18 protein-coding genes and 1 tRNA gene are annotated in these 18195 nt (G+C 66.0%); 11 read left to right on the top strand and 8 right to left on the bottom strand.

Going from position 1 to position 18195, the window contains the following annotated elements; genetic code table 11:
* Window positions 1-156 precede the first annotated feature (156 nt).
* Window positions 157-432 (top strand): hypothetical protein, encoded by a 276-nt coding sequence (locus tag AEB_RS07565; protein ID WP_119082635.1) that lies wholly within the window; start codon window positions 157-159, stop codon window positions 430-432.
* A 177-nt stretch (window positions 433-609) separates the two neighbouring features.
* Window positions 610-1047: a DUF983 domain-containing protein gene (locus AEB_RS07560; protein WP_119082634.1), complete on the top strand. Its 438-nt coding sequence runs from the start codon at window positions 610-612 to the stop codon at window positions 1045-1047.
* Between the two features lie 487 nt (window positions 1048-1534).
* On the opposite strand, the gene AEB_RS07555 is transcribed toward AEB_RS07560, so the two are convergent.
* From AEB_RS07555 to AEB_RS07545, 3 genes are all read right to left on the bottom strand, one after another.
* On the bottom strand, window positions 1535-1792 hold the full coding sequence (locus AEB_RS07555) for an accessory factor UbiK family protein (RefSeq protein ID WP_119082633.1): 258 nt from the start codon (window positions 1790-1792) through the stop codon (window positions 1535-1537).
* Between the two features lie 47 nt (window positions 1793-1839).
* Window positions 1840-2394: a TspO/MBR family protein gene (locus tag AEB_RS07550; RefSeq protein WP_119084528.1), complete on the bottom strand. Its 555-nt coding sequence runs from the start codon at window positions 2392-2394 to the stop codon at window positions 1840-1842.
* Window positions 2395-2483: 89 nt separating this feature from the next.
* Window positions 2484-3221, bottom strand: coding sequence for a TlyA family RNA methyltransferase (locus AEB_RS07545; RefSeq protein ID WP_119082632.1), 738 nt, complete (start codon window positions 3219-3221; stop codon window positions 2484-2486).
* Window positions 3222-3319: 98 nt separating this feature from the next.
* Between AEB_RS07545 and AEB_RS07540 the strand changes: the two genes are divergently transcribed.
* The 5 genes from AEB_RS07540 (at window position 3320) to AEB_RS07520 (ending at window position 8564) form a co-directional block, all read left to right on the top strand.
* Complete coding sequence (locus tag AEB_RS07540) at window positions 3320-3853, top strand: hypothetical protein (RefSeq protein WP_119082631.1); 534 nt, start codon at window positions 3320-3322, stop codon at window positions 3851-3853.
* The gene (locus tag AEB_RS07535) at window positions 3844-4422 is read left to right on the top strand and encodes a hypothetical protein (protein WP_119082630.1); all 579 of its coding nucleotides are present in this window, start codon (window positions 3844-3846) and stop codon (window positions 4420-4422) included. Before AEB_RS07540 ends, AEB_RS07535 begins: the two co-directional genes overlap by 10 nt.
* Window positions 4423-4879: 457 nt before the next feature.
* Window positions 4880-5983 carry a branched-chain amino acid aminotransferase gene (locus AEB_RS07530; protein WP_119082629.1) on the top strand — a complete coding sequence of 368 codons (1104 nt, stop codon included), beginning with the start codon at window positions 4880-4882 and terminating at the stop codon, window positions 5981-5983.
* A 23-nt stretch (window positions 5984-6006) separates the two neighbouring features.
* The gene (gene trhO / locus AEB_RS07525) at window positions 6007-6858 is read left to right on the top strand and encodes an oxygen-dependent tRNA uridine(34) hydroxylase TrhO (protein WP_119082628.1); all 852 of its coding nucleotides are present in this window, start codon (window positions 6007-6009) and stop codon (window positions 6856-6858) included.
* 89 nt (window positions 6859-6947) lie between these two features.
* Window positions 6948-8564, top strand: a complete 1617-nt coding sequence (locus AEB_RS07520; protein ID WP_119082627.1) for a M20/M25/M40 family metallo-hydrolase — start codon at window positions 6948-6950, stop codon at window positions 8562-8564.
* A gap of 158 nt (window positions 8565-8722) precedes the next feature.
* Here the strand turns inward: AEB_RS07520 and AEB_RS07515 are convergent, their stop codons facing one another.
* The 4 genes from AEB_RS07515 to AEB_RS07500 form a co-directional block, all read right to left on the bottom strand.
* The gene (locus AEB_RS07515) at window positions 8723-9088 is read right to left on the bottom strand and encodes a hypothetical protein (protein ID WP_119082626.1); all 366 of its coding nucleotides are present in this window, start codon (window positions 9086-9088) and stop codon (window positions 8723-8725) included.
* Window positions 9085-10698 (bottom strand): GMC family oxidoreductase, encoded by a 1614-nt coding sequence (locus tag AEB_RS07510; RefSeq protein WP_119082625.1) that lies wholly within the window; start codon window positions 10696-10698, stop codon window positions 9085-9087. Before AEB_RS07510 ends, AEB_RS07515 begins: the two co-directional genes overlap by 4 nt.
* 75 nt (window positions 10699-10773) lie before the next feature.
* Window positions 10774-11745 carry a glutathione S-transferase family protein gene (locus AEB_RS07505; RefSeq protein ID WP_119082624.1) on the bottom strand — a complete coding sequence of 324 codons (972 nt, stop codon included), beginning with the start codon at window positions 11743-11745 and terminating at the stop codon, window positions 10774-10776.
* 41 nt (window positions 11746-11786) lie between these two features.
* Window positions 11787-12800 (bottom strand): DNA topoisomerase IB, encoded by a 1014-nt coding sequence (locus tag AEB_RS07500; RefSeq protein ID WP_119082623.1) that lies wholly within the window; start codon window positions 12798-12800, stop codon window positions 11787-11789.
* Between the two features lie 142 nt (window positions 12801-12942).
* On the opposite strand from AEB_RS07500, the gene yghU reads away from it, so the two are divergent.
* The 3 genes from yghU (at window position 12943) to AEB_RS07485 (ending at window position 14847) form a co-directional block, all read left to right on the top strand.
* Entirely contained in the window at window positions 12943-13812 is an 870-nt protein-coding gene (yghU, locus tag AEB_RS07495) for a glutathione-dependent disulfide-bond oxidoreductase (RefSeq protein WP_119082622.1), read from the top strand.
* A 71-nt stretch (window positions 13813-13883) separates the two neighbouring features.
* A tRNA-Gln gene (locus AEB_RS07490) sits at window positions 13884-13958 on the top strand.
* 241 nt (window positions 13959-14199) lie between these two features.
* Window positions 14200-14847, top strand: coding sequence for a DUF4145 domain-containing protein (locus AEB_RS07485; protein ID WP_231958956.1), 648 nt, complete (start codon window positions 14200-14202; stop codon window positions 14845-14847).
* Between the two features lie 729 nt (window positions 14848-15576).
* Here AEB_RS07485 and AEB_RS07480 read toward each other — a convergent pair.
* On the bottom strand, window positions 15577-16299 hold the full coding sequence (locus tag AEB_RS07480) for a CPBP family intramembrane glutamic endopeptidase, BDIM_20840 family (protein WP_442858059.1): 723 nt from the start codon (window positions 16297-16299) through the stop codon (window positions 15577-15579).
* Window positions 16300-16522: 223 nt separating this feature from the next.
* On the opposite strand from AEB_RS07480, the gene ccoN reads away from it, so the two are divergent.
* Window positions 16523-18187 carry a cytochrome-c oxidase, cbb3-type subunit I gene (ccoN, locus tag AEB_RS07475; RefSeq protein WP_119084526.1) on the top strand — a complete coding sequence of 555 codons (1665 nt, stop codon included), beginning with the start codon at window positions 16523-16525 and terminating at the stop codon, window positions 18185-18187.
* Window positions 18188-18195 lie beyond the last annotated feature (8 nt).

Genomic DNA, 18195 nt, shown 5'->3' with positions numbered 1-18195 from the left:
CCGCATTTTTGCCATTTTTCAGGAACCCGAGCCGCAAGTGCCCGTTCCTGCTGCCATGCCAGCATCCATCCCGGGATCATGAGGGCGGGGCCTGGCATGACCTTGAGCGGCGGCGCGTAACTGCGTCGCGCCGAACAGAAATCGGAGAACCGAGACATGAAAGCTGCCATTCTTACCGCGATTCCCGCGCTTGCCCTGCTTGCGGCGTGCGGCCCGGAAACGCCGGCGGATCAGCAGGCCGACGCGATGAACCAGCAGGCCGACCAGATCGAGGACAGCGCCGACCAGCAGGCTGACGCACTCGAGAATCAGGCCGACCAGGCGACGAGCGAGGCCACCGAAGAAAAGCTCGACAACAAGGCCGACGCGGTCGAGGCTACCGGCGAAGCCAAGGCGGAAGCCATGGAAGAAAAGGCCGATAAGGTCGACTGATCGCCGGCATAATCAGACGACACGCGGCCATCCGGCCCGGCGTGTCTTACCAAGAGGGCTCCGCGACATCGCGGGGCCCTTTTTGCTGTATGCCCTCCGCCATGCTCCTGGACATGGGACGAACGCCCTTGCCCCCGCCCGGCCGGGGGGCCACATGGGCGGCGAAAGGTGATTGCGATGGTGGAAGGCACAGAACCCGAGAGGAAGTTCTCCTGGATCCTGCGGTCGGGTTGGAAGGGGCTCTGCCCGCGCTGCGGCAAGGGGCACATGTTCAAGTCCTGGCTCAAGATCGTGGACCGCTGCGAAGTGTGCGGGCTCGATTACCGCTTCGCCTCCCCCGATGACGGGCCGGCCTTCTTCTCGCTGTGCATCGTCGCCTTCCCGCTGATCTTCCTGGTGGTGTGGCTGCAAGTGGCCTTCGAGCCGCCGATCTGGGTCCATCTGTTCACCTCGCTGCCGCTGATGATCGGCGGCTGCCTGCTGCCGCTGCGCCCGATCAAGGGCTGGCTGGTGGCGTCCCAATATGTGAACAAGGCGCAGGAAGCCGGCACCGCCGGCCTGTGGGGCGAATTGCACGCCAATGCCGAAGCGAAGCGGGCGCAGCGGAAGGACTGAACTGAAGGGGCAGCGCGCGTCCTTCGACAGGCTCAGGACGAGCGGGAGGGACTGAGGTCTCACCCCACCTTCGTCATTCCCGCGTAGGCGGGAATCCAGCGCTGCCCTCGCCTCCCCCGACCACTCGGTTCGTCGCACGCCAGCAACGCTTGGAACGCCGTGGAACAGGGTTATTTGGCGGAAAAGCTGGGCCGTCGGGAAAGCGTGCGCGGACGCTGTTTCTGGCTGTGATCTACGGTGGAAAGAACCCCGGCGGCGTAGCGGATTGGCGGGATGTAGGACATCTTGGAAGCGCGGCGCGAGGCCCCGGGTCAGGCCCGGGGCGACGGGATCGCAAATGTGGAGCGCGTCCTTCGACAGGCTCAGGACGAGCGGGAGAGGTTGAGGCCTCACCCCACCTTCGTCATTCCCGCGCAGGCGGGAATCCAGTGCGGTCCTGGAACGCAGCAAACGGGCGGCGGAGGGGCTTCCCCCCGCCCCAACGAGCTTACTGTGCGGAGTTGCCCAGCCGGGCTTCGAGCGCGGCGATACGCTCCGCCAGCTTCTCGTTCTCTTCCCGTGCCTTGGCGGCCATGTCTTTCACCGCGTCGAATTCTTCGCGGCTGACGAAATCGAGGCCGCCGAGCGCTTCCTTCACGCGTTCCCGCGCGCCGTCGCGCGCTTCGCGGGTCATGCCCGCGAAAGTGCCCGCGACCCCGTTTGCGAGCTTGACGAAATCGGCGATCATCGGGTTTTCACTTTGCATGGCGCCTATGTGCGTCTCCACCCCGGCGAAGGCAAGGGGGAAGCGCGCTACAGCTCGATCCGCTGCGTCGCATAGCTGGCCGGGCGGCCGTCCGCCTGCGGGTTGAGCTGCAGCACCTGCCAGTTGAGCAGCGTGGCGAACAGCACCCAGGCGAGATAGGGCAGCAGCATCAGCCCGGCGACGGTGCGGACCTTCCAGAACAGCACCACCGTGATCAGCAGCATGACGTCCAGCGCCAGCAGCACATAGAGCGCGTTGGAAATCTGGTGCCAGGCGAAGAAGATCGGCGACCAGGCGAGGTTGAGCAGCAGCTGGACCACGAAGGCGAGGATCGCCGGCGTCCGCAGCCGCGCGCCCCAGGCGGTGCAGACCAGCGCCAGCGCCAGCCCCATCAGCACATAGAGGATTGGCCAGACGATGCCGAAGGTGACCGGCGGCGGGTAAATGGACGGCTTTTCCAGTGCAGCGAACCACGGATTGCCCGCCGCACTGCCTGCCGCGCGGCCCGAGAGAATGCCCAGCAACAGCACCGCCGGTACGACAAAAAGGGCCCAGCGCATGAAACTTGCCCGCAGCTGTGCGGGGGAAGCCAGTCGGTTCATGGAATCTCCTGCCGATTCGCCCGCGATATTGGCGGGCGCTTCGCTGCGGCGCAACTTGTGCCAAGCGGTTCCGCCCCGCGATGGAACGTTTATGCCCGAAAGGCGGAGATCAGGAACTCCACATTGCCTTCCGTGCCCTTGATCGGGCTTTCGATGATGCCCTGCACCTGCCAGCCGCCGTCCTCCAGCCAGCCACGCACTTCGGCGCAGACGCGGGCATGCAGTGCCGGATCACGGATGATGCCGCCCTTGCCCACTTCCTCGCGCCGCACTTCGAACTGCGGCTTGATGAGTGCGACCAGCCGGCATTCGCGCGCCGCCAGCTGCAGCGGCACCTCCAGCACCTTGGCCAGCGAGATGAAGGAGGCATCGCACACCACCCAGCCGCACGGCCGGTCGATCTGCGCGGACGTGAGGGCGCGGGCGTTGGTCTGTTCCAGCACCGTCACGCGGGGATCCTGCCGCAGCTTCCAGGCCAGCTGGTTGGTGCCCACGTCCACGGCAAAAACATGCGCCGCGCCGTGTTCCAGCAGGACTTCGGTGAAGCCGCCGGTCGAGCTGCCGATGTCCATCGCCACCGCCCCGGTGGGATCGAGTTCGAAGGCCTGGATCGCATGGGCCAGCTTCACGCCGCCGCGCCCCACCCACGGATGGTCGCGCCCGCGCACCTCGATCGGCGCATCCGCCTTCACCTGCTGGCCCGGCTTGTCCACGCGCGCCTCGCCCGCGAACACCAGCCCGGCCATCACCAGCGCTTGCGCGCGGGCGCGGCTTTCGGCAAGCCCACGCTCCACGAGCAGCTGATCGATCCGCCGTTTCGCTGTCATATCCGGCGGCGATAGGGCGGCGGAACCGGGCAGGCCAGCGCTAGTTGCGCCAACATGCCTTTCGTCCGGCCGCTCTGACACGAGATGAGGACATTCCAATGCGTTTTACCAGCGCCCGGCTTCGTGCCGCCCTGCCCCTCACTGCCGCTGCCGCCCTTGCGCTCGGCGCCTGTTCCTCACGCGATGAGGCGGAGGAAGCGACGCCCAGCCCCACGCCGGTGCTGACGCCGGCCGTCCAGCCGACCGTGGCGGCCGACGGCACGGCGCTGACGCCCGGCCGCTGGGAAGTGGGCGAGAATGCCGAAGGGACCCGCGCCACCTATGGCGAAACGCCGGAGGTGCCGACCCTCACCTTCACCTGCGACCGCGCGAGCAAGGATCTGGCGCTGACGATCGCCGACGCCGCGGCCAAGGTGGGCGTTTACCGGATCGAAGCCGGCGAGATGAAGGTGGGGCTGAGCATGGCCGCCAGCGGCGACGGCGGGGTGAAGGCTTCGGTCGATCGCAGCCAGCCGACCTTCGCCAGCTTCGCCGATCCGGCGGCGCTGATCACCATCAGCGGGCCGGACATCCAGCCGCTGCGCGTACCCGGCCGGAGCGCGATCGACCGCGTGCTGACGGCATGCAGTTGAAGTCGCGCCTGTTCTCGCACCGCTTCTCGCGGGGAGTCGGGCTGTCCGCCGCTGGCCTCGCGTCCCTCGCGCTCGCCGCCTGCGTGCCCTCGGCGCCGGAACCGACCCCCGCGCCGAGGCCCGCCCCGTCGCCGAGCCGCGCGCCGGTGACCCAGGACGTGCCGACGCCCACCTATGACAATTGGATGGACGCACCGCAGGCGCCGGGGGACTGGAGCTATCGCCCCGGCGCCGGCGGCGGGACCGCGCTGTTCGGGGAGCCGCAGTCCGAAGCGCGGCTGATGTTGCGCTGCGACCGGGCGGCAGGGACGGTCGCCATCGTGCGTTCGGGCCGGGCGGCGGCGGCGCTGCCCATGCGCATCCGCGCCGAAACGCTCGACCGCGTGGTCGACGCGCGGCCCACCGGCACGGAGCAACCCACGATCACCGCCACCCTTCCCGCGCGAGATAAGTTGCTGGATGCAATCGCCTTTTCGCGGGGACGCTTCGCCGTGGAGGTGGCTGGCCTGCCGCCGCTCTACGTGCCGGCATGGCCGGAAATAACGCGGGTGGTGGAGGATTGCCGCTAACCCTGCAGAACGGGCTGGCCGGCGAAAGCGCGAAGTCTCGATTCTGACGGGGAAAAAAACAAATGCAAGACTTGCGTTGTGCGCTGCAGTGACTCAAATATTGACACAGGCCAGCGGTGCACGCGGGCCTGGCCGCCGGTGAAACGGCAGGCGTGGCTTTCAAGCGCGAAAGGAGGTGATCCGATGTCTCATGGTTCAGCAGGGAGGTCGGTTAAGTCCTTCGCGGAGCATTATCGGTAATCCTCACTTTCGCCGATAAAGGCTTCGTGGGCGGCACTTCCGGCCGCTGACCATGCGGAGGGCGGTTCTCGGGATACCGGGGCCGCCCTTCTCATTTGCGCGATTGGCGGCTAACGCTTTGGCGGCACGGCACCGCCCGATGCCATAAATTACAATTCTGGTTGCACCGGCGCAATTTCGAACCATAAAAGGCGCCGCCACAGCAAGGAACGAACACATGGCGACTCTCGCCGACGCGCCTATCGAGATCAAGACCCTACCGCTGCCGATGGCCCTGCCGGCCGAAATGCGCGAAAAGGTGCTGGCCGATCCGGGCTTCGGCAAGGTGTTCACCGATCGCATGATCTCGATCGACTGGAGCGAGGACAAGGGCTGGCACGGCGGCGTGCTGGGCCCCCGGCAGCCGATCGCGCTCGATCCCGCGGCGGCGGTGCTGCATTATGCGCAGGAAATCTTCGAAGGGCTGAAGGCCTATCGGCTGGCGGACGGCACCATGGCGCTGTTCCGGCCGGAGGAGAACGCCCGCCGCTTCAACGCCTCGGCCGCGCGCCTCGCCATGCCCGCCCTGCCGGAGGAAACCTTCGTGGAAGCGGTGCGGATGCTCACCCTCGCGGATGCGGACTGGTTCCCCAAGGTGGATGGCGGATCGCTCTATCTGCGGCCGTTCATGTTCGCTTCCGAAGCCTTCCTGGGCGTGCGACCGGCCAAGCGTTACAAATTCCTAGTGATAGCCAGCCCGGCGGGCAATTACTTCAAGTCCGGCGCGCCGGCCGTCAGCATCTGGGTGAGCAGCGACTATACCCGCGCCGCGCCCGGCGGCACGGGCGCGGCCAAGTGCGGCGGCAATTACGCCGCCAGCCTCGTGCCGCAGGCCGAAGCGATCGAGCGCGGGCACGACCAGGTCGTGTTCCTCGACGCGGCGGAGCACAAGTGGATCGAGGAACTGGGCGGCATGAACCTGTTCTTCGTGTTCGACGATGGCAGCATGATCACCCCGCCGCTGGGCGGCACGATCCTGCCCGGCATCACCCGCGACAGCCTGCTGACGCTGGCGCGCGAGGAAGGGCTGACCGTGCGCGAGGAACGCTACAGCCTCGACCAGTGGCGCAGCGATGCCGAAAGCGGCCGGCTGGTGGAAACCTTCGCCTGCGGCACCGCGGCGGTGGTGACGCCGGTGGGGCGCGTGGCCGGGCATGACGGCGAATTCACTATCGGCAGCGGCGGCCCGGGCCAGATGACCAGCCGGCTGCGCGAGCGGCTGGTCGCCATCCAGCGCGGCACTGCCGAGGACAAGCACGGCTGGGTGATGCGGCTCGGCTGAGCCCCTCCCGCCGCTCGCCCCCCATGACAGAATCCGCCCGCCTGCCGGTGTGCGTCGCCGCGCTGTATCGCTTCGCGCCCTTTGCCGATCCCGCCACCCTGCGCGATCCGCTGCTGGCGCTGTGCGAGCGGCATGGCCTGCGCGGCACGCTGCTGCTGGCGAAGGAGGGGATCAACGGCACGATTGCGGGGGATGACGAGGCGATCGCCGCGGTGATTGCCGCGATCCGCGAATTGCCGGGCTGCGCCGATCTGGACGTGAAATATTCGCGCGCCGCCGCCCTCCCCTTCGGCCGCATGAAGGTGCGGCTGAAGCGGGAGATAGTCACCATGGGCCAGCCGGAGGTGGACCCGCTGGCGAGCGTCGGCACCTATGTCCCGCCGCAGGACTGGAATGCGCTCATCTCCGACCCCGAGACGATCGTGATCGACACGCGCAATGATTACGAGGTGGCGATCGGCCGCTTCCGCGGCGCGCTCGATCCCGCCACGGCAAGCTTTCGCGATTTCCCCGCCTGGTTCCGCCGCGAGCGGGAGCGGCTGCTGGGCGGCACGGGCAAGCCGCCGAAGGTGGCCATGTATTGCACCGGCGGCATCCGCTGCGAGAAATCGACCGCCTTCCTGAAGGCGGAAGGGGTGGAGCAGGTGTTCCACCTGCAGGGCGGCATCCTCAGATATCTGGAGGAAGTGCCGACGGAGCAAAGCCTGTGGGACGGCGAATGCTTCGTCTTCGACGCGCGCGTGGCGGTCGGCCACGGGCTTGCGCCGGGCAGCCACGAAAGCTGCCCCGACTGTGGCCGCGCCGTCCAGCGGTCGGAGAGCGTAAGCACTTGCCCCTGCCACGCCGCGGCAGTGCGAGCGGAACCGCCGCTCTAGGTCGTCACCGCCGCCTTGCCGCCGCCCCCGCTTGCGTGCATCACCGGTCCAACGCGCGTCTTGCGCAGCCACGACACCATGGGGGCACCATGCATCCGAAACACCTTCTCGCGCTGTCCGGCGCGGCCTTCCTCGCTCTGTCCGCATACCCGGCGCTTGCCGGCGACCCCGCCGAGATGGCGGAGGTCATGGACGAGGGGCTGAACCGCAGCGCCATTCCCGCAACGGCCAGCGAATTGCTCGACGGGATCGGCGCGCGGCTCACCAATTCGCCCGCCATGCGGCGTGCCGAAGAATGGGCGCTGGAGGAATTCCGCAGCCTGGGGCTGAGCAATGTCCACCGCGAAGGCTTCTATTTCGGCCGCGGCTGGGAAGCGAGTTTCACCAGCGCCACCATGGTCGCGCCGCGGCCGCTGCAGCTTACCGCCGCGCCCATCGCCTGGACACCGGGCACGGGCGGCCAAGTGGTGCAGGCGCCGGTGGTCGTCGCCCCCATGAGCAAGCCGGAGCATTTCGATGCCTATCGCGGCAAGCTGGCGGGCAAGATCGTGCTGGTGGACCTGCCGGGCACGGGTGACGAGCCGGACAAGGCCCCCTTCCGCCGGCTGGATGCGGGCGAGATCGCCAAGCGCGACGAGATCGCCCTACCCGATTACGATCCGGATGCGGACAACCGCCGGCTCAAGCGGCTGGAATGGGCGATGCAGCTCGATTCCTTCCTGAAGAGCGAAGGCGCGCTGGCCATGGTCAAGATATCCTACCGCGACGGCAAGCTGCTGCACGGCAGCGGCTATACCTTCGCCGAGGGTTCGAGCCCGGTGGTGCCCGGCTTCGAAATGGCGGCGGAGGATTATCGCCGCCTCACCCGCCTCGCCAAGACCGGCCCGGCCCCCGTGCTGGCGCTGAGCAGCGACGCGCATTTCGTCGACACCGATCCGATGGCCTACAACATCATTGCCGAAATCCCCGGCACCGATCCCAAGGCCGGCTATGTCATGGCGGGCGCACATTTCGACAGCTGGGCCATGGGCGACGGCGCGGTAGACAATGGCGCGGGCAGCCTGGCAGTGATGGAAGCGGCCCGCATCCTCAAGACCATCGGCGCCAAGCCCCGGCGCACGATCCGCTTCGCGCTGTGGTCTGGCGAGGAACAGGGCCTGCTGGGCTCGCTCGCCTATGTTCGCCAGCACCTCGTCACCCGCAAGGGCGATGACGGCTCCGCCTCGCTGGAAACCTATTACAAATGGGGTGACCTGTGGCCGGTGGAGGCCAAGCCCGGCTATTACGATCTCAAGGCCTATTTCAACATGGACAATGGATCGGGCAAGCTGCGCGGCATCCATGCGGAAGGCAATGTGGCGGCCGAACCGCTGCTGAAGAAATGGCTGTCACCCTTCGCCGGGCTGGGCGCGGATGCGGTGGTATCGGGCAGCACCAGCGGCACCGACCACGTGTTCCTGCAGGCGATCGGCCTACCCGGCTTCCAGTTCGTGCAGGATCCGCTCGATTATTCGGCGCGGCTGCACCACACGAATATCGACACGCTCGACCACATGAAGATGGACGACATGCGCCAGGCTGCGGTGGTGATTGCGGGGCTGCTGCTGCAGTCCGCGAATGACAGCGAAACCCTGCCGCGCGAACCGCTGCCGAAGCAGCCGGCGGTGACCGACCCGTTCAAATACGAATATCCGGACAAGGACTGATCCGGCCCGCGCCGGCACGCCGCCTTCGACAGACTCAGGCCGAGCGGATCAGGGTGCAGCCCTTCCCTCGCCATCCCCGCGCAGGCGGGGATGACGAAGCGGGGCGGGAAGGTTAAGCGGCCCATCCGCGCACACTCCCTCCCCGCTCGTCCTGAGCCTTACCCTCCGGTGGTCAACCACCGGGGCAACAGGCGGCAGGCCAGCGTGCCCAGCGCCAATCCGGCCAGCGTAGCCGCCACATCGGCGATCCAGTCCATTACGTCGCCATCGCGGCCCCAGCCCATCTGCCACTGCGCGATTTCGATCAGCCCGCCGAACAGCGCGAGCGACAGCACGATGGCAACCGCACTGCCCCGCGGCCAGGCGACCCGCGCATAGGCGGCGAGCACGAGGAAGGCGGCCATATGGTCCAGCTTGTCCCACCCCAGAGTGGGCGCCCCGGAGCCCGGCCGCACCGCCAGCCAGAAGATGACCGCGCACAGCAGGACGAAGCCGGCCTTCAGGATTGCACGGGCGCGGGTCACGCCGCCTGCGCCGCTTTCAGCGATTCCAGCACCAGCGCGCTCGCCCTCTCGCCGATCATGATCGAGGTGGCGTTGGTGTTACCCTGCGGAATGGTCGGCATGATCGAGGCATCCGCGACCCACAGCCCCGCCACGCCGCGCAACCGGCAATCCGGGCCGACCACCGCCATGGGATCGTCCGACGCGCCCATCCGCGCCGTGCCGACGGGGTGGTACATCGGAATGGTCGCCAGTCCGACATAGCCGCGCAGCGCCTCGGCACTGTCGGCCGCGGCGCCGGGCCTCGCCTCGCCCTTCACCTCGCCCGCGATCGCTGGCTGCGCCATGATCCGGCGGGCCACCTGCAGCCCTTCGACCAGCTGCGCCGCATCCTCTTCCTCTCCCAGCAGGCGGTGTTCGATGCGCGGCGGCAGATCCGGATCGTTGCCGCGCAGGATGATCCGCCCGCGTGATTTCGGGCGCATCAGGGCGACGAAGCTGGAAACCGAGCTATCGGCGCGCAGCGCGAGGTTGCCCTGCGGTGTCACATCGAAGGCAAAGGCGGAAAAGGCGATCTGGATATTCGGCGCCGGCAGCCCTTCGCGCGTGGAGATGAAGGCCTGGGCGTGGCCGATGCCGGTGGTAAGCGCGCCGCTTCTCCTCGCCGCCAATGCGAGCAATTGGCGGACACCGGCCAAGCCCCGCGCATCGTCGTTCAGCGTGTGAGCGGAAACGTCATTCACCAGATGGCAGCCCGGATGCTCCTGCAGATTGGCGCCAACGCCGGGCAGATCGGCCACCACGTCGATGCCATGCTCCGCCAGATGCGCGGGCGGGCCGATGCCGGAGAGCATCAGCATGCGCGGCGTGTTGAGCGCGCCCGCGCTCAGCATCACGCCATGGCGCGCCGTGAGCGTCAGCACCTCCCCACCGCGGCGAATCGTCACACCGCTCGCCCGGCCATTGGAAATTTCGATCCGCAGCACCTGCGCTTCCAGCAGTATCTCCAGGCTGGCGGGGCGATTGCGCAGATAGCCGGCGGCGGTGGAGCACCGCAGCCCGCCACGCTGTGAAAGCTGGATGTAATCGACACCCTCCGCCCTCTCGCCATTGAGATCGGGCGAGCGGGGATAGCCGGCCTGCTCCACCGCCTTCACCCAATCGTCGGTGACGCCGTAGCGGGAGCGGACTTCGGACACCGCGATCGGGCCGCCGGTCCCCCGCCATTCATCCGCCCCCCGCTCATTGTCTTCCATGCGCCGGAAGAAGGGCAGCACGCTGTCGTAGTCCCAGCCCGTGGCGCCCAGTTCGGCCCAGTGGTCGTAATCCCAACGGTGGCCGCGGATGAACATCATCCCGTTGATCGAGGAACCGCCGCCCAGCCGCTTGCCCGCCGGCCACACATCGGGCCGGCCGCCCACGCTGGGATCGGGTTCGGCGGAATAGCACCAGTCGAAATCGGGCTTGTGGACGATGCCGCTCATCAGCGCGGGGATCGCCAGGCGGATGTCCTTGTGCCCCTTGCCGGCTTCGACCAGCAGCACCTTCAGCCCGGATTCGGCCAGCCGCGCGGCGCAGGCCAGCCCCGCCGACCCGCCGCCCACCACGATAAGATCCGCATCACCCTGCATCGGCCACACCTCCTCCGTCCACGCTCGCTTCTGCGGGAGGGGCATGCGCCATGCAAGACCCGCCCGGCGCGCGCACTATCGCGTCCAGATGCCCTTGCCGGGCAGGCGCGCGCGATCATGCGGGGTGGTGAGGTCCAGTTCCGGCCCGATGGCCACGATGCCGTGCTTGTCGGCCAGCTGGTAATAGCCCTGCTTGATCTCCGCGAAGCTGACGGTGCCGGCGATGCCCGGCCACTGATACAGCTCGCGCAGATAATTGCGCAGCGCGGGATAATCCTCGATCCGGCGCAGGTTGCATTTGAATGCGCCGTGATAGGCCACATCGAAGCGCACCAGCGTGGTGAAGGCACGCCAGTCCGCTTCCGTGCAATATTCGCCCGCGAGATAGCGGTTGCCGGCGAGATGATCCTCCATCGCATCCAGCGTTTGGAAGATGCCCGCCACCGCCTCGTCATAGGCCTGCTGGCTGCTGGCGAAGCCCGCGCGATAGACCCCGTTGTTGAGCGTGGGATAGATCAGCTCGTTCCAGCGGTCGATTTCGGGGCGCAGCGGCTCCGGATAGAGGTCCAGCCGGTTTCCGGTGATGCCATCGAAGGCGGTGTTGAAGATGCGGATGATCTCCGAGCTTTCGTTGTTCACGATCCGGCCGGTCTTGCTGTCCCACAGCACCGGCACGGTGACCTTGCCCGTCATCTGCGGATCGTGCCCGGTATAGAGGCGGTGCAGCGGATAGCCGCCGTCCACCGGCCCGTCCGGCCCTTCGGCGAAGGTCCAGCCCTCCTTCGGCAGGCCGGGCAGCGCGTAATGGACGGGGATCACATCCTCCAGCCCCTTCAGCACCCGGAAGGCCAGCGCGCGCGAGGCCCAGGGGCACACCCGTGCCGCCCACAGGTGATAGCGCCCGGCCTCGGCCGGATAGGTCGCATCCGCATCGCCGCCAATCGTGTCGCGAAAGGCACTGTCGATCCGGCGGAACTGCCCGTCCTTGCCCACTTCCTCGGCCGCCGGGGCCGTGTCCATCCACTTGCCGTTATAGAGTTGCGCCATAATCTGCCTCCTCCTTTCCCGCACGCCTAACCGGGGTGCGCTCAGGCGGCCAGCAGTTCCTCGGCCGGGGGGCTTTGTTCGAGCAGCGCCAGCAGGCCGCGCTCCTCGCGGCTGAGCCAGCGGGTCTTGCGCGGCAGCTTCAGCGCCTCGCGCCATTTGAGCTGCCGTTCCGTCAGCGCAACCACGGCGGGGTGGACATAGCTCTTGCGTGCGATCGCCGGCGTGTTGCCCAGCTTCTCGCTCACCTCCTCCATCAGCGCGCGGATCGTCAGCGGCTGCTTCGCGTGGGCGAGCAGGCCGAAGGCGACGGCGGTGGCGTGCCAGGTGCGGAAGTTCTTGGCGGTGAAATGCTCGCCCATCGTCTCGCACAGATAGGCGTTCACCTCGGCCGAGCCGACGTGATGCACCTCACCATCTTCGCCGAGATACTGAAACAGATATTGCCCCGGCAGATCCTGCATCTTGCGCACAAAATGAGCCAGACGCCGGTCATTGATCGTCACCTCGCGCTGCTTGCCGCTCTTGGCCTTGAAGCGCAGCCGCAGGCTGCCCCGGGTCACGGTGGCATGGCGCTGGCGCAGCGTGGTGGCGCCGAAGCTCTTGTTCTGCCGCGCATAGGCTTCATTGCCGATGCGCACGACGCCGAGATCGAGCAGCCGCACCACGCTGGCGATAGCGTGGCTGCGGGTCACTTCCCGCCCGGCCAGGTCTTCCTCCACCCGGCGGCGCACCAGCGGCAGCAATTCGCCGAACAGGCGGCAGGAATCGAACTTTTCGGATTCCCGCTGCGCGCGAAAATCGGGATGATAGCGATATTGCTTCCGCCCCTTGGCATCCACCCCGGTGGCAAGGATGTGGCCGTTGTCGGCCGGGCAGAACCACGCATCCTCATAGGCCGGGGGCAATGCGATGGAATTGAGCCGGTCGATCTCCGCGCGTTCGGTGATCCGCTCGCCTTCCGGGCTGTAATAAGCCCAGCCCCGCCCCGCCTTGCGCCGCGTGATCCCCGGAAGGTCGTCATCCACGAAGATCAGCTTGGTCGGGCGTGTTGCCATGGCACGGGTGAACGGCCGCGATCCGCAAGCGGTTCCCGCAAGCGCCGGGCGCAACGGCGGATAGATTTTCCTCGCTTGCGGCCGGCGCGCCGATGACCCATCTACCGCCCAACCAAACCGCAGATGCCAGGAGAGCGACACGATGTCCGACGTCTATACCCCGCCCGAAGTCTGGACCTTCGATCCCGAGAACGGCGGCCAGTTCGCCGGCATCAATCGCCCCACCGCCGGCGCGCGGCAGGAACAGGAACTGCCGGTTGGGGAGCACCCCTTCCAGCTCTATTCGCTCGGCACACCCAACGGGGTGAAGGTCACCACCATGTTCGAAGAGCTGCTGGAAGCCGGCTATTCGGACGCGGAATATGACGCCTGGATGATCAAGATCTTCGCCGGCGACCAGTTCGGTTCCGGCTTCGTGGAGCTGAACCCCAACAGCAAGATTCCCGCCCTGCTCGATCGCAGCGGGCCGCAGCCCTTCCGCGTGTTCGAAAGCGGCGCGATCCTGGTGCATCTGGCGGAGAAGTTCGATTATCTCCTGCCCAAGACAAACCCCGCCCGCGCCGAAGTGCTCAGCTGGCTGATGTGGCAGATGGGCAGCGCCCCCTCCATCGGCGGCGGCTTCGGCCATTTCTATGTCTATGCGCCCGAACGCTATAAGTATCCCATCGATCGCTATGCAATGGAAACGAAGCGGCTGTTCTCCGTGGCGGACATGCAGCTGGGCAAGACCGAATATCTGGCAGGGAACGATTATTCCATCGCCGACATCGCCGCCTACACCTGGCTCGGCAATCTCTATCACGGCGCCTACAACCGCTGCGACATCTTCCTCAGCCTGCAGGAATACGAGAATGTCGGCCGCTGGGTGAAGGCGATCGACGCCCGCCCCGGCGCCATCCGCGGCCGCCTCGTCAATTCGCAAAGCGGCCTGGCGGAGCGCCATTCGGCCAGCGATTTCGATACGCTGGACAAGGCTTTGCTCGATCCGGTGCGCAAGAAGGCGGATTTCTGACGCCCCGCCAAACCCCCCTTTCCTTCACGCGAGGCGCCGCTATATGGGCGCCTCGCCCGCTCGCGGGCCGCTGGGGCGTCGCCAAGTGGTAAGGCAGCGGCTTTTGGTGCCGCCATTCGCAGGTTCGAATCCTGCCGCCCCAGCCAACTTCTAACTACTACCACAAAACAAACACTTAGACCTTAGACCTCCACTCGTGTGGGCCATGTTTGTGGGCCACGTTTGTTGCCCCGAGTGTCGGCCGGGGGCGTCGCTTTCATCGGACGAGATAGCATGTCAGTGAATCGGTCGGTCTGGAAAACACTGTTCGATCAGAACTCCTTTCCAGGGCTGCCGTGTCCGACATGTGCGCCGGGCAAGCTGAAGCTCATCCAAGGGTCATTTTGCTTGGAGGAGCCGCCCTTTTCAGCGGCGGCTCACAGCCACGACGACTGGGATCCGAGTTGGATAGCCAGCAGGTTCAGTGCGCGTTTGCGCTGTGACGAGGCCGATTGCGGCGAACTGGTCGTAATGGCTGGCGACACCGAGTTGGTGACCGTCCACGTGGATGAAGATCACTATTCCGGCTGGGTTGAGGACGAGGTTCTACGCCCCCGTGCGGTTTTTCCGGCACCGCCACTGTTCCGTATACCGGAGAGGACTCCACACTTGGTGGGAGAACAGTTGCGACTCGCTTTTCAGCTTTTCTGGACCGATTTTTCTTCGGCTGTAGGCAGGCTTCGGACGGCCGTTGAGCTGCTTTTGGACGACCAGAAAGTACCACGAGAGAAGCTGACGAGCAGCGGGAAAACGGCTCGGATGGACCTTGCCGAGCGCATAGATGTCTACGCAGGAACTGCGAGTGGCGCAGATGCCAAAGACGCTTTGCACGGCCTCCGGTACATTGGAAACCTCGGAACGCACGGCGGGGCCGTCTCCAAGGAAGCGCTGTTCGACGCAGCAGACGTCTTGGAAGACGTGCTGTTGGGAGTCTACGAAAAAAGGTCTATCAAGGCCAAGGTGAACAATCTGAAATCCCCGAAGGGGCACCAGTAGGACCTTTTTCTCTGCTTCGGCTTCTGTCCCGATGCCAAGACAAGGCGGCGCAGACTTAAGTTCGGGTCTGTTGCTAACTTTCCTCTTACATGTGCTCACCCCGCTTGCAGCGGGTCTGCGCCCCATTGCCCTACCATAACGGTGGGGACTCTCTAGCTGCCTAGACCAGAGACCGGTGTCGGAACTGGGCGACGGGGCAGTACTTGCGCTGGCACGATGGTTTGCAAGAAGCTTGCCACCTCCGTACTTCGTCAGCCTCGCAGGAGCGGTCCCAGACGAACGGGCGGCTGTTCTCCAGGTGCTGTCTATCCGGATTGTCGTCGGAGCCGATCATCGGCTGCTTGTCCTGTGGAAGAGAGGAAAACTGGGACAGTGCGCATGAACCTGTCACGCTGAACGGCCCTCAGGCCCAGCGCGGCATCAGCGGCCCGCATCTCTGTCATGGTCCGAGGCAGGCAATGCACCTGCCCCTGCGGCCTGTTGGTTCACCCCACAGCTTCCGCAGCCGGGAACTGCCTGAGAGGCGGACGGCGCCACTGCATGATAACAGTTGCGGTCATCGACAGGGCCTCTGCCTGCGCGAGACTTTCCCTCCAGAATGGCTTGGCTCCTCCATTACCCGGACGATTCGCGACTCACAGGAGCCTCGTCTCCGTCTCCTGCCGCCCCAGCCAATCTTCCCCGGCGCTCCGATGCAGATCAGCGAGGCTGTGGCTCAAGGGGCAACCTCTAGACCAGAAGCGATAGAGAATTGCCGAAATTGTGCAGGAACACGGGCAGGAGCAGGCTGCCCGTTTTGAGGCGCAGCCAGACGGCAATGAAAGACGGCAGCGCTGTGAGCGCCATCGTCATCGCGTCGAACGAGAACTGCCCGTCGGAGAAGCCGAACGCGTGCGCCATTCCGAACAGACCGCACGACAGCACCGCACCCCAGCCCCAGCTTACGCCGAGGAAGCGGACCCGGCCGGTGAAGGCGCGATCCAGCGCGAGCAGGAGTATCCCGCGATAGAAGGGTTCCTCCTCGAAGCCTGGCATGGTGAGCTGGAAAGCGACCTCTTCTCCATCGGTCTTGCCGCCGGGGAAAGCGAGAGCAATGGCGAGAAAGAAAGCGCAATAGAGCATCGCGACCGGGAGCGCCGCCTTGAGGCTGCCGGCTTCCTGTGAAAGCCTGATGCCGGACCTGCGCCAACCGAAAGCCGGTAGCGCCGCAATGGCAAGAGTTGCACACAGGGCGAGCAGCTTGCCTTGCCAGTTCCATTGCCCGCCGATCACATCAGGTATCAGGCCGTAGGCGCTCGTCAGGCAGGCGTCGTTCACGAGCACCAGCATCGCGGCAGCTATCAGCCAGCGAGGATCGAAGTTCCGGCGATCCGCAAAACCGACGATGCAACCGGCGATCAGCAGCAGGGCCAATGTTCCGCCCAGGGCGACCAAACCATCCACCGCATTCATCCTCAAGGCGTGTTGCCGTTGTAATACGCCATATCTGCCAAAATCGATCGGAACAAGCGGCGCTTTTGGCAGCCAAGGCGGCCGGGACAATTCCGCATGGGCCGGTTGCCGCCATCAACTGACCCGGCCGCCCATCCCCCTGCCTTTGAGCAATTGACCTCCGTCAATGTCGATCGGCGTGCCTGCGGGCACGGCGGCGAAGACACTGAAGGGGCGCCGACTCATGGAAGCTTTAATGACGCGCACGGGGATCTGGTACATCCTCGTGCTGTTGGCCGTGGCCGGAGTGGCCGTGGCCCGGGATGCGGGCTTTGCCGCGCATATGACCATCGTCGCGATCGCGGCGTTCATCGGCCTGGTCTGGAACGTCTATTCGGCGGATTTTTCCGCCGTGGCGCGGGGTATCCTGCGCATGCCGGGCGACGAGAGCCGCTATGACGACGATCCCGTTCGCTGGGGCGTGATCGCCACCGTCTTCTGGGGCATGGCCGGCTTCCTTGCCGGGCTGTTCATTGCGCTGCAGCTCGCCTTTCCCTGGCTGAATATCGAGCCCTTCTTCAATTTCGGCCGGCTGCGCCCGCTGCACACCTCCGCAGTGATCTTCGCCTTCGGCGGCAATGCGCTGATTTCCACCAGCTTCTATGTCGTGCAGCGGACCTGCCGCGCGCGGCTGGCCTTCCCCGGCCTCGCCCGCTTCGTGTTCTGGGGCTACCAGCTGTTCATCGTGCTGGCCGCCACCGGCTATCTGCTCGGCATCAGCCAGTCCAAGGAATATGCCGAGCCCGAATGGTATGTGGACTGGTGGCTGACGATCGTCTGGCTCGCCTATCTCGCGGTGTTCCTGGGCACGATCGTCAAGCGGTCGGAACCCCATATCTACGTCGCCAACTGGTTCTACCTCGCCTTCATCATCACCGTGGCGATGCTGCATGTGGTGAACAATCTCGACATCCCCGTCAGCCTGATCGGATCGAAGAGCTATCCGCTGTTCGGCGGCGTGCAGGGCGCGCTGGTGCAGTGGTGGTATGGCCACAACGCCGTGGGCTTCTTCCTCACCGCCGGCTTCCTGGCGATGATGTACTACTTCGTGCCGAAGCAGGCCGAGCGGCCGATCTACAGCTATCGCCTGTCGATCATCCACTTCTGGGCGCTGATCTTCCTCTACATCTGGGCCGGCCCGCACCACCTGCACTACACCGCCCTGCCCGACTGGGCGCAGACGCTGGGCATGGTCTTCTCGGTCATGCTGTGGATGCCGAGCTGGGGCGGCATGATCAACGGCCTGATGACGCTGAACGGCGCTTGGGACAAGATCCGCACCGATCCGATCATCCGCATGCTGGTGATCAGCGTCGCCTTCTACGGCATGAGCACCTTCGAAGGGCCGCTGATGTCGATCAAGTCGGTCAACAGCCTGTCGCACTATACGGACTGGACCATCGGCCATGTGCACTCCGGCGCGCTGGGCTGGAACGGCATGATCACCTTCGCCGCAGTCTATTTCCTCGTCCCGCGGCTGTGGAACCGCTCGCGCCTCTACTCGCTGCGCATGGTCAACTGGCACTTCTGGCTCGCGACCGCCGGCATCGTTTTCTACGCTGCCAGCATGTGGGTGGCGGGGATCACCCAGGGCCTGATGTGGCGCGAATACGGGGCTGACGGCTACCTCGTGAACAGCTTCGCCGAAACGGTGAGCGCGCTGCACCCGATGTATCTGCTGCGGGCCTTCGGCGGCGCCCTCTATCTCACCGGCGCCGTGGTGATGGTGATCAATGTCTGGGCCACGATCCTGGGCAAGCTGCGCACCGAAACACCGATGGGCACAGCCAAATACGATCCCGAAGCCGACCGCCCCGCCGTCCCGGCCACCACTGTTCCGGCCGAGTAGGAGCACAT

It is taken from the genome of Altererythrobacter sp. B11, from assembly GCF_003569745.1.
GTDB lineage: Bacteria > Pseudomonadota > Alphaproteobacteria > Sphingomonadales > Sphingomonadaceae > Croceibacterium_C.
This window is presented reverse-complemented; position numbering and strand designations above follow the sequence as displayed.

Excerpts from the sequence above, each read along its gene's own strand:
- AEB_RS07530 (WP_119082629.1), top strand. The coding sequence starts at position 4,880 with ATGGCGACTCTCGCCGACGCGCCTATCGAGATCAAGACCCTACCGCTG.
- AEB_RS07480 (WP_442858059.1), bottom strand. The coding sequence starts at position 16,299 with ATGAATGCGGTGGATGGTTTGGTCGCCCTGGGCGGAACATTGGCCCTG.
- AEB_RS07545 (WP_119082632.1), bottom strand. The coding sequence starts at position 3,221 with ATGACAGCGAAACGGCGGATCGATCAGCTGCTCGTGGAGCGTGGGCTT.
- AEB_RS07565 (WP_119082635.1), top strand. The coding sequence starts at position 157 with ATGAAAGCTGCCATTCTTACCGCGATTCCCGCGCTTGCCCTGCTTGCG.
- AEB_RS07510 (WP_119082625.1), bottom strand. The coding sequence starts at position 10,698 with ATGCAGGGTGATGCGGATCTTATCGTGGTGGGCGGCGGGTCGGCGGGG.
- trhO (WP_119082628.1), top strand. The coding sequence starts at position 6,007 with ATGACAGAATCCGCCCGCCTGCCGGTGTGCGTCGCCGCGCTGTATCGC.
- AEB_RS07555 (WP_119082633.1), bottom strand. The coding sequence starts at position 1,792 with ATGCAAAGTGAAAACCCGATGATCGCCGATTTCGTCAAGCTCGCAAAC.
- AEB_RS07560 (WP_119082634.1), top strand. The coding sequence starts at position 610 with ATGGTGGAAGGCACAGAACCCGAGAGGAAGTTCTCCTGGATCCTGCGG.
- AEB_RS07520 (WP_119082627.1), top strand. The coding sequence starts at position 6,948 with ATGCATCCGAAACACCTTCTCGCGCTGTCCGGCGCGGCCTTCCTCGCT.
- yghU (WP_119082622.1), top strand. The coding sequence starts at position 12,943 with ATGTCCGACGTCTATACCCCGCCCGAAGTCTGGACCTTCGATCCCGAG.
- AEB_RS07540 (WP_119082631.1), top strand. The coding sequence starts at position 3,320 with ATGCGTTTTACCAGCGCCCGGCTTCGTGCCGCCCTGCCCCTCACTGCC.
- AEB_RS07550 (WP_119084528.1), bottom strand. The coding sequence starts at position 2,394 with ATGAACCGACTGGCTTCCCCCGCACAGCTGCGGGCAAGTTTCATGCGC.
- AEB_RS07535 (WP_119082630.1), top strand. The coding sequence starts at position 3,844 with ATGCAGTTGAAGTCGCGCCTGTTCTCGCACCGCTTCTCGCGGGGAGTC.
- ccoN (WP_119084526.1), top strand. The coding sequence starts at position 16,523 with ATGGAAGCTTTAATGACGCGCACGGGGATCTGGTACATCCTCGTGCTG.
- AEB_RS07500 (WP_119082623.1), bottom strand. The coding sequence starts at position 12,800 with ATGGCAACACGCCCGACCAAGCTGATCTTCGTGGATGACGACCTTCCG.
- AEB_RS07505 (WP_119082624.1), bottom strand. The coding sequence starts at position 11,745 with ATGGCGCAACTCTATAACGGCAAGTGGATGGACACGGCCCCGGCGGCC.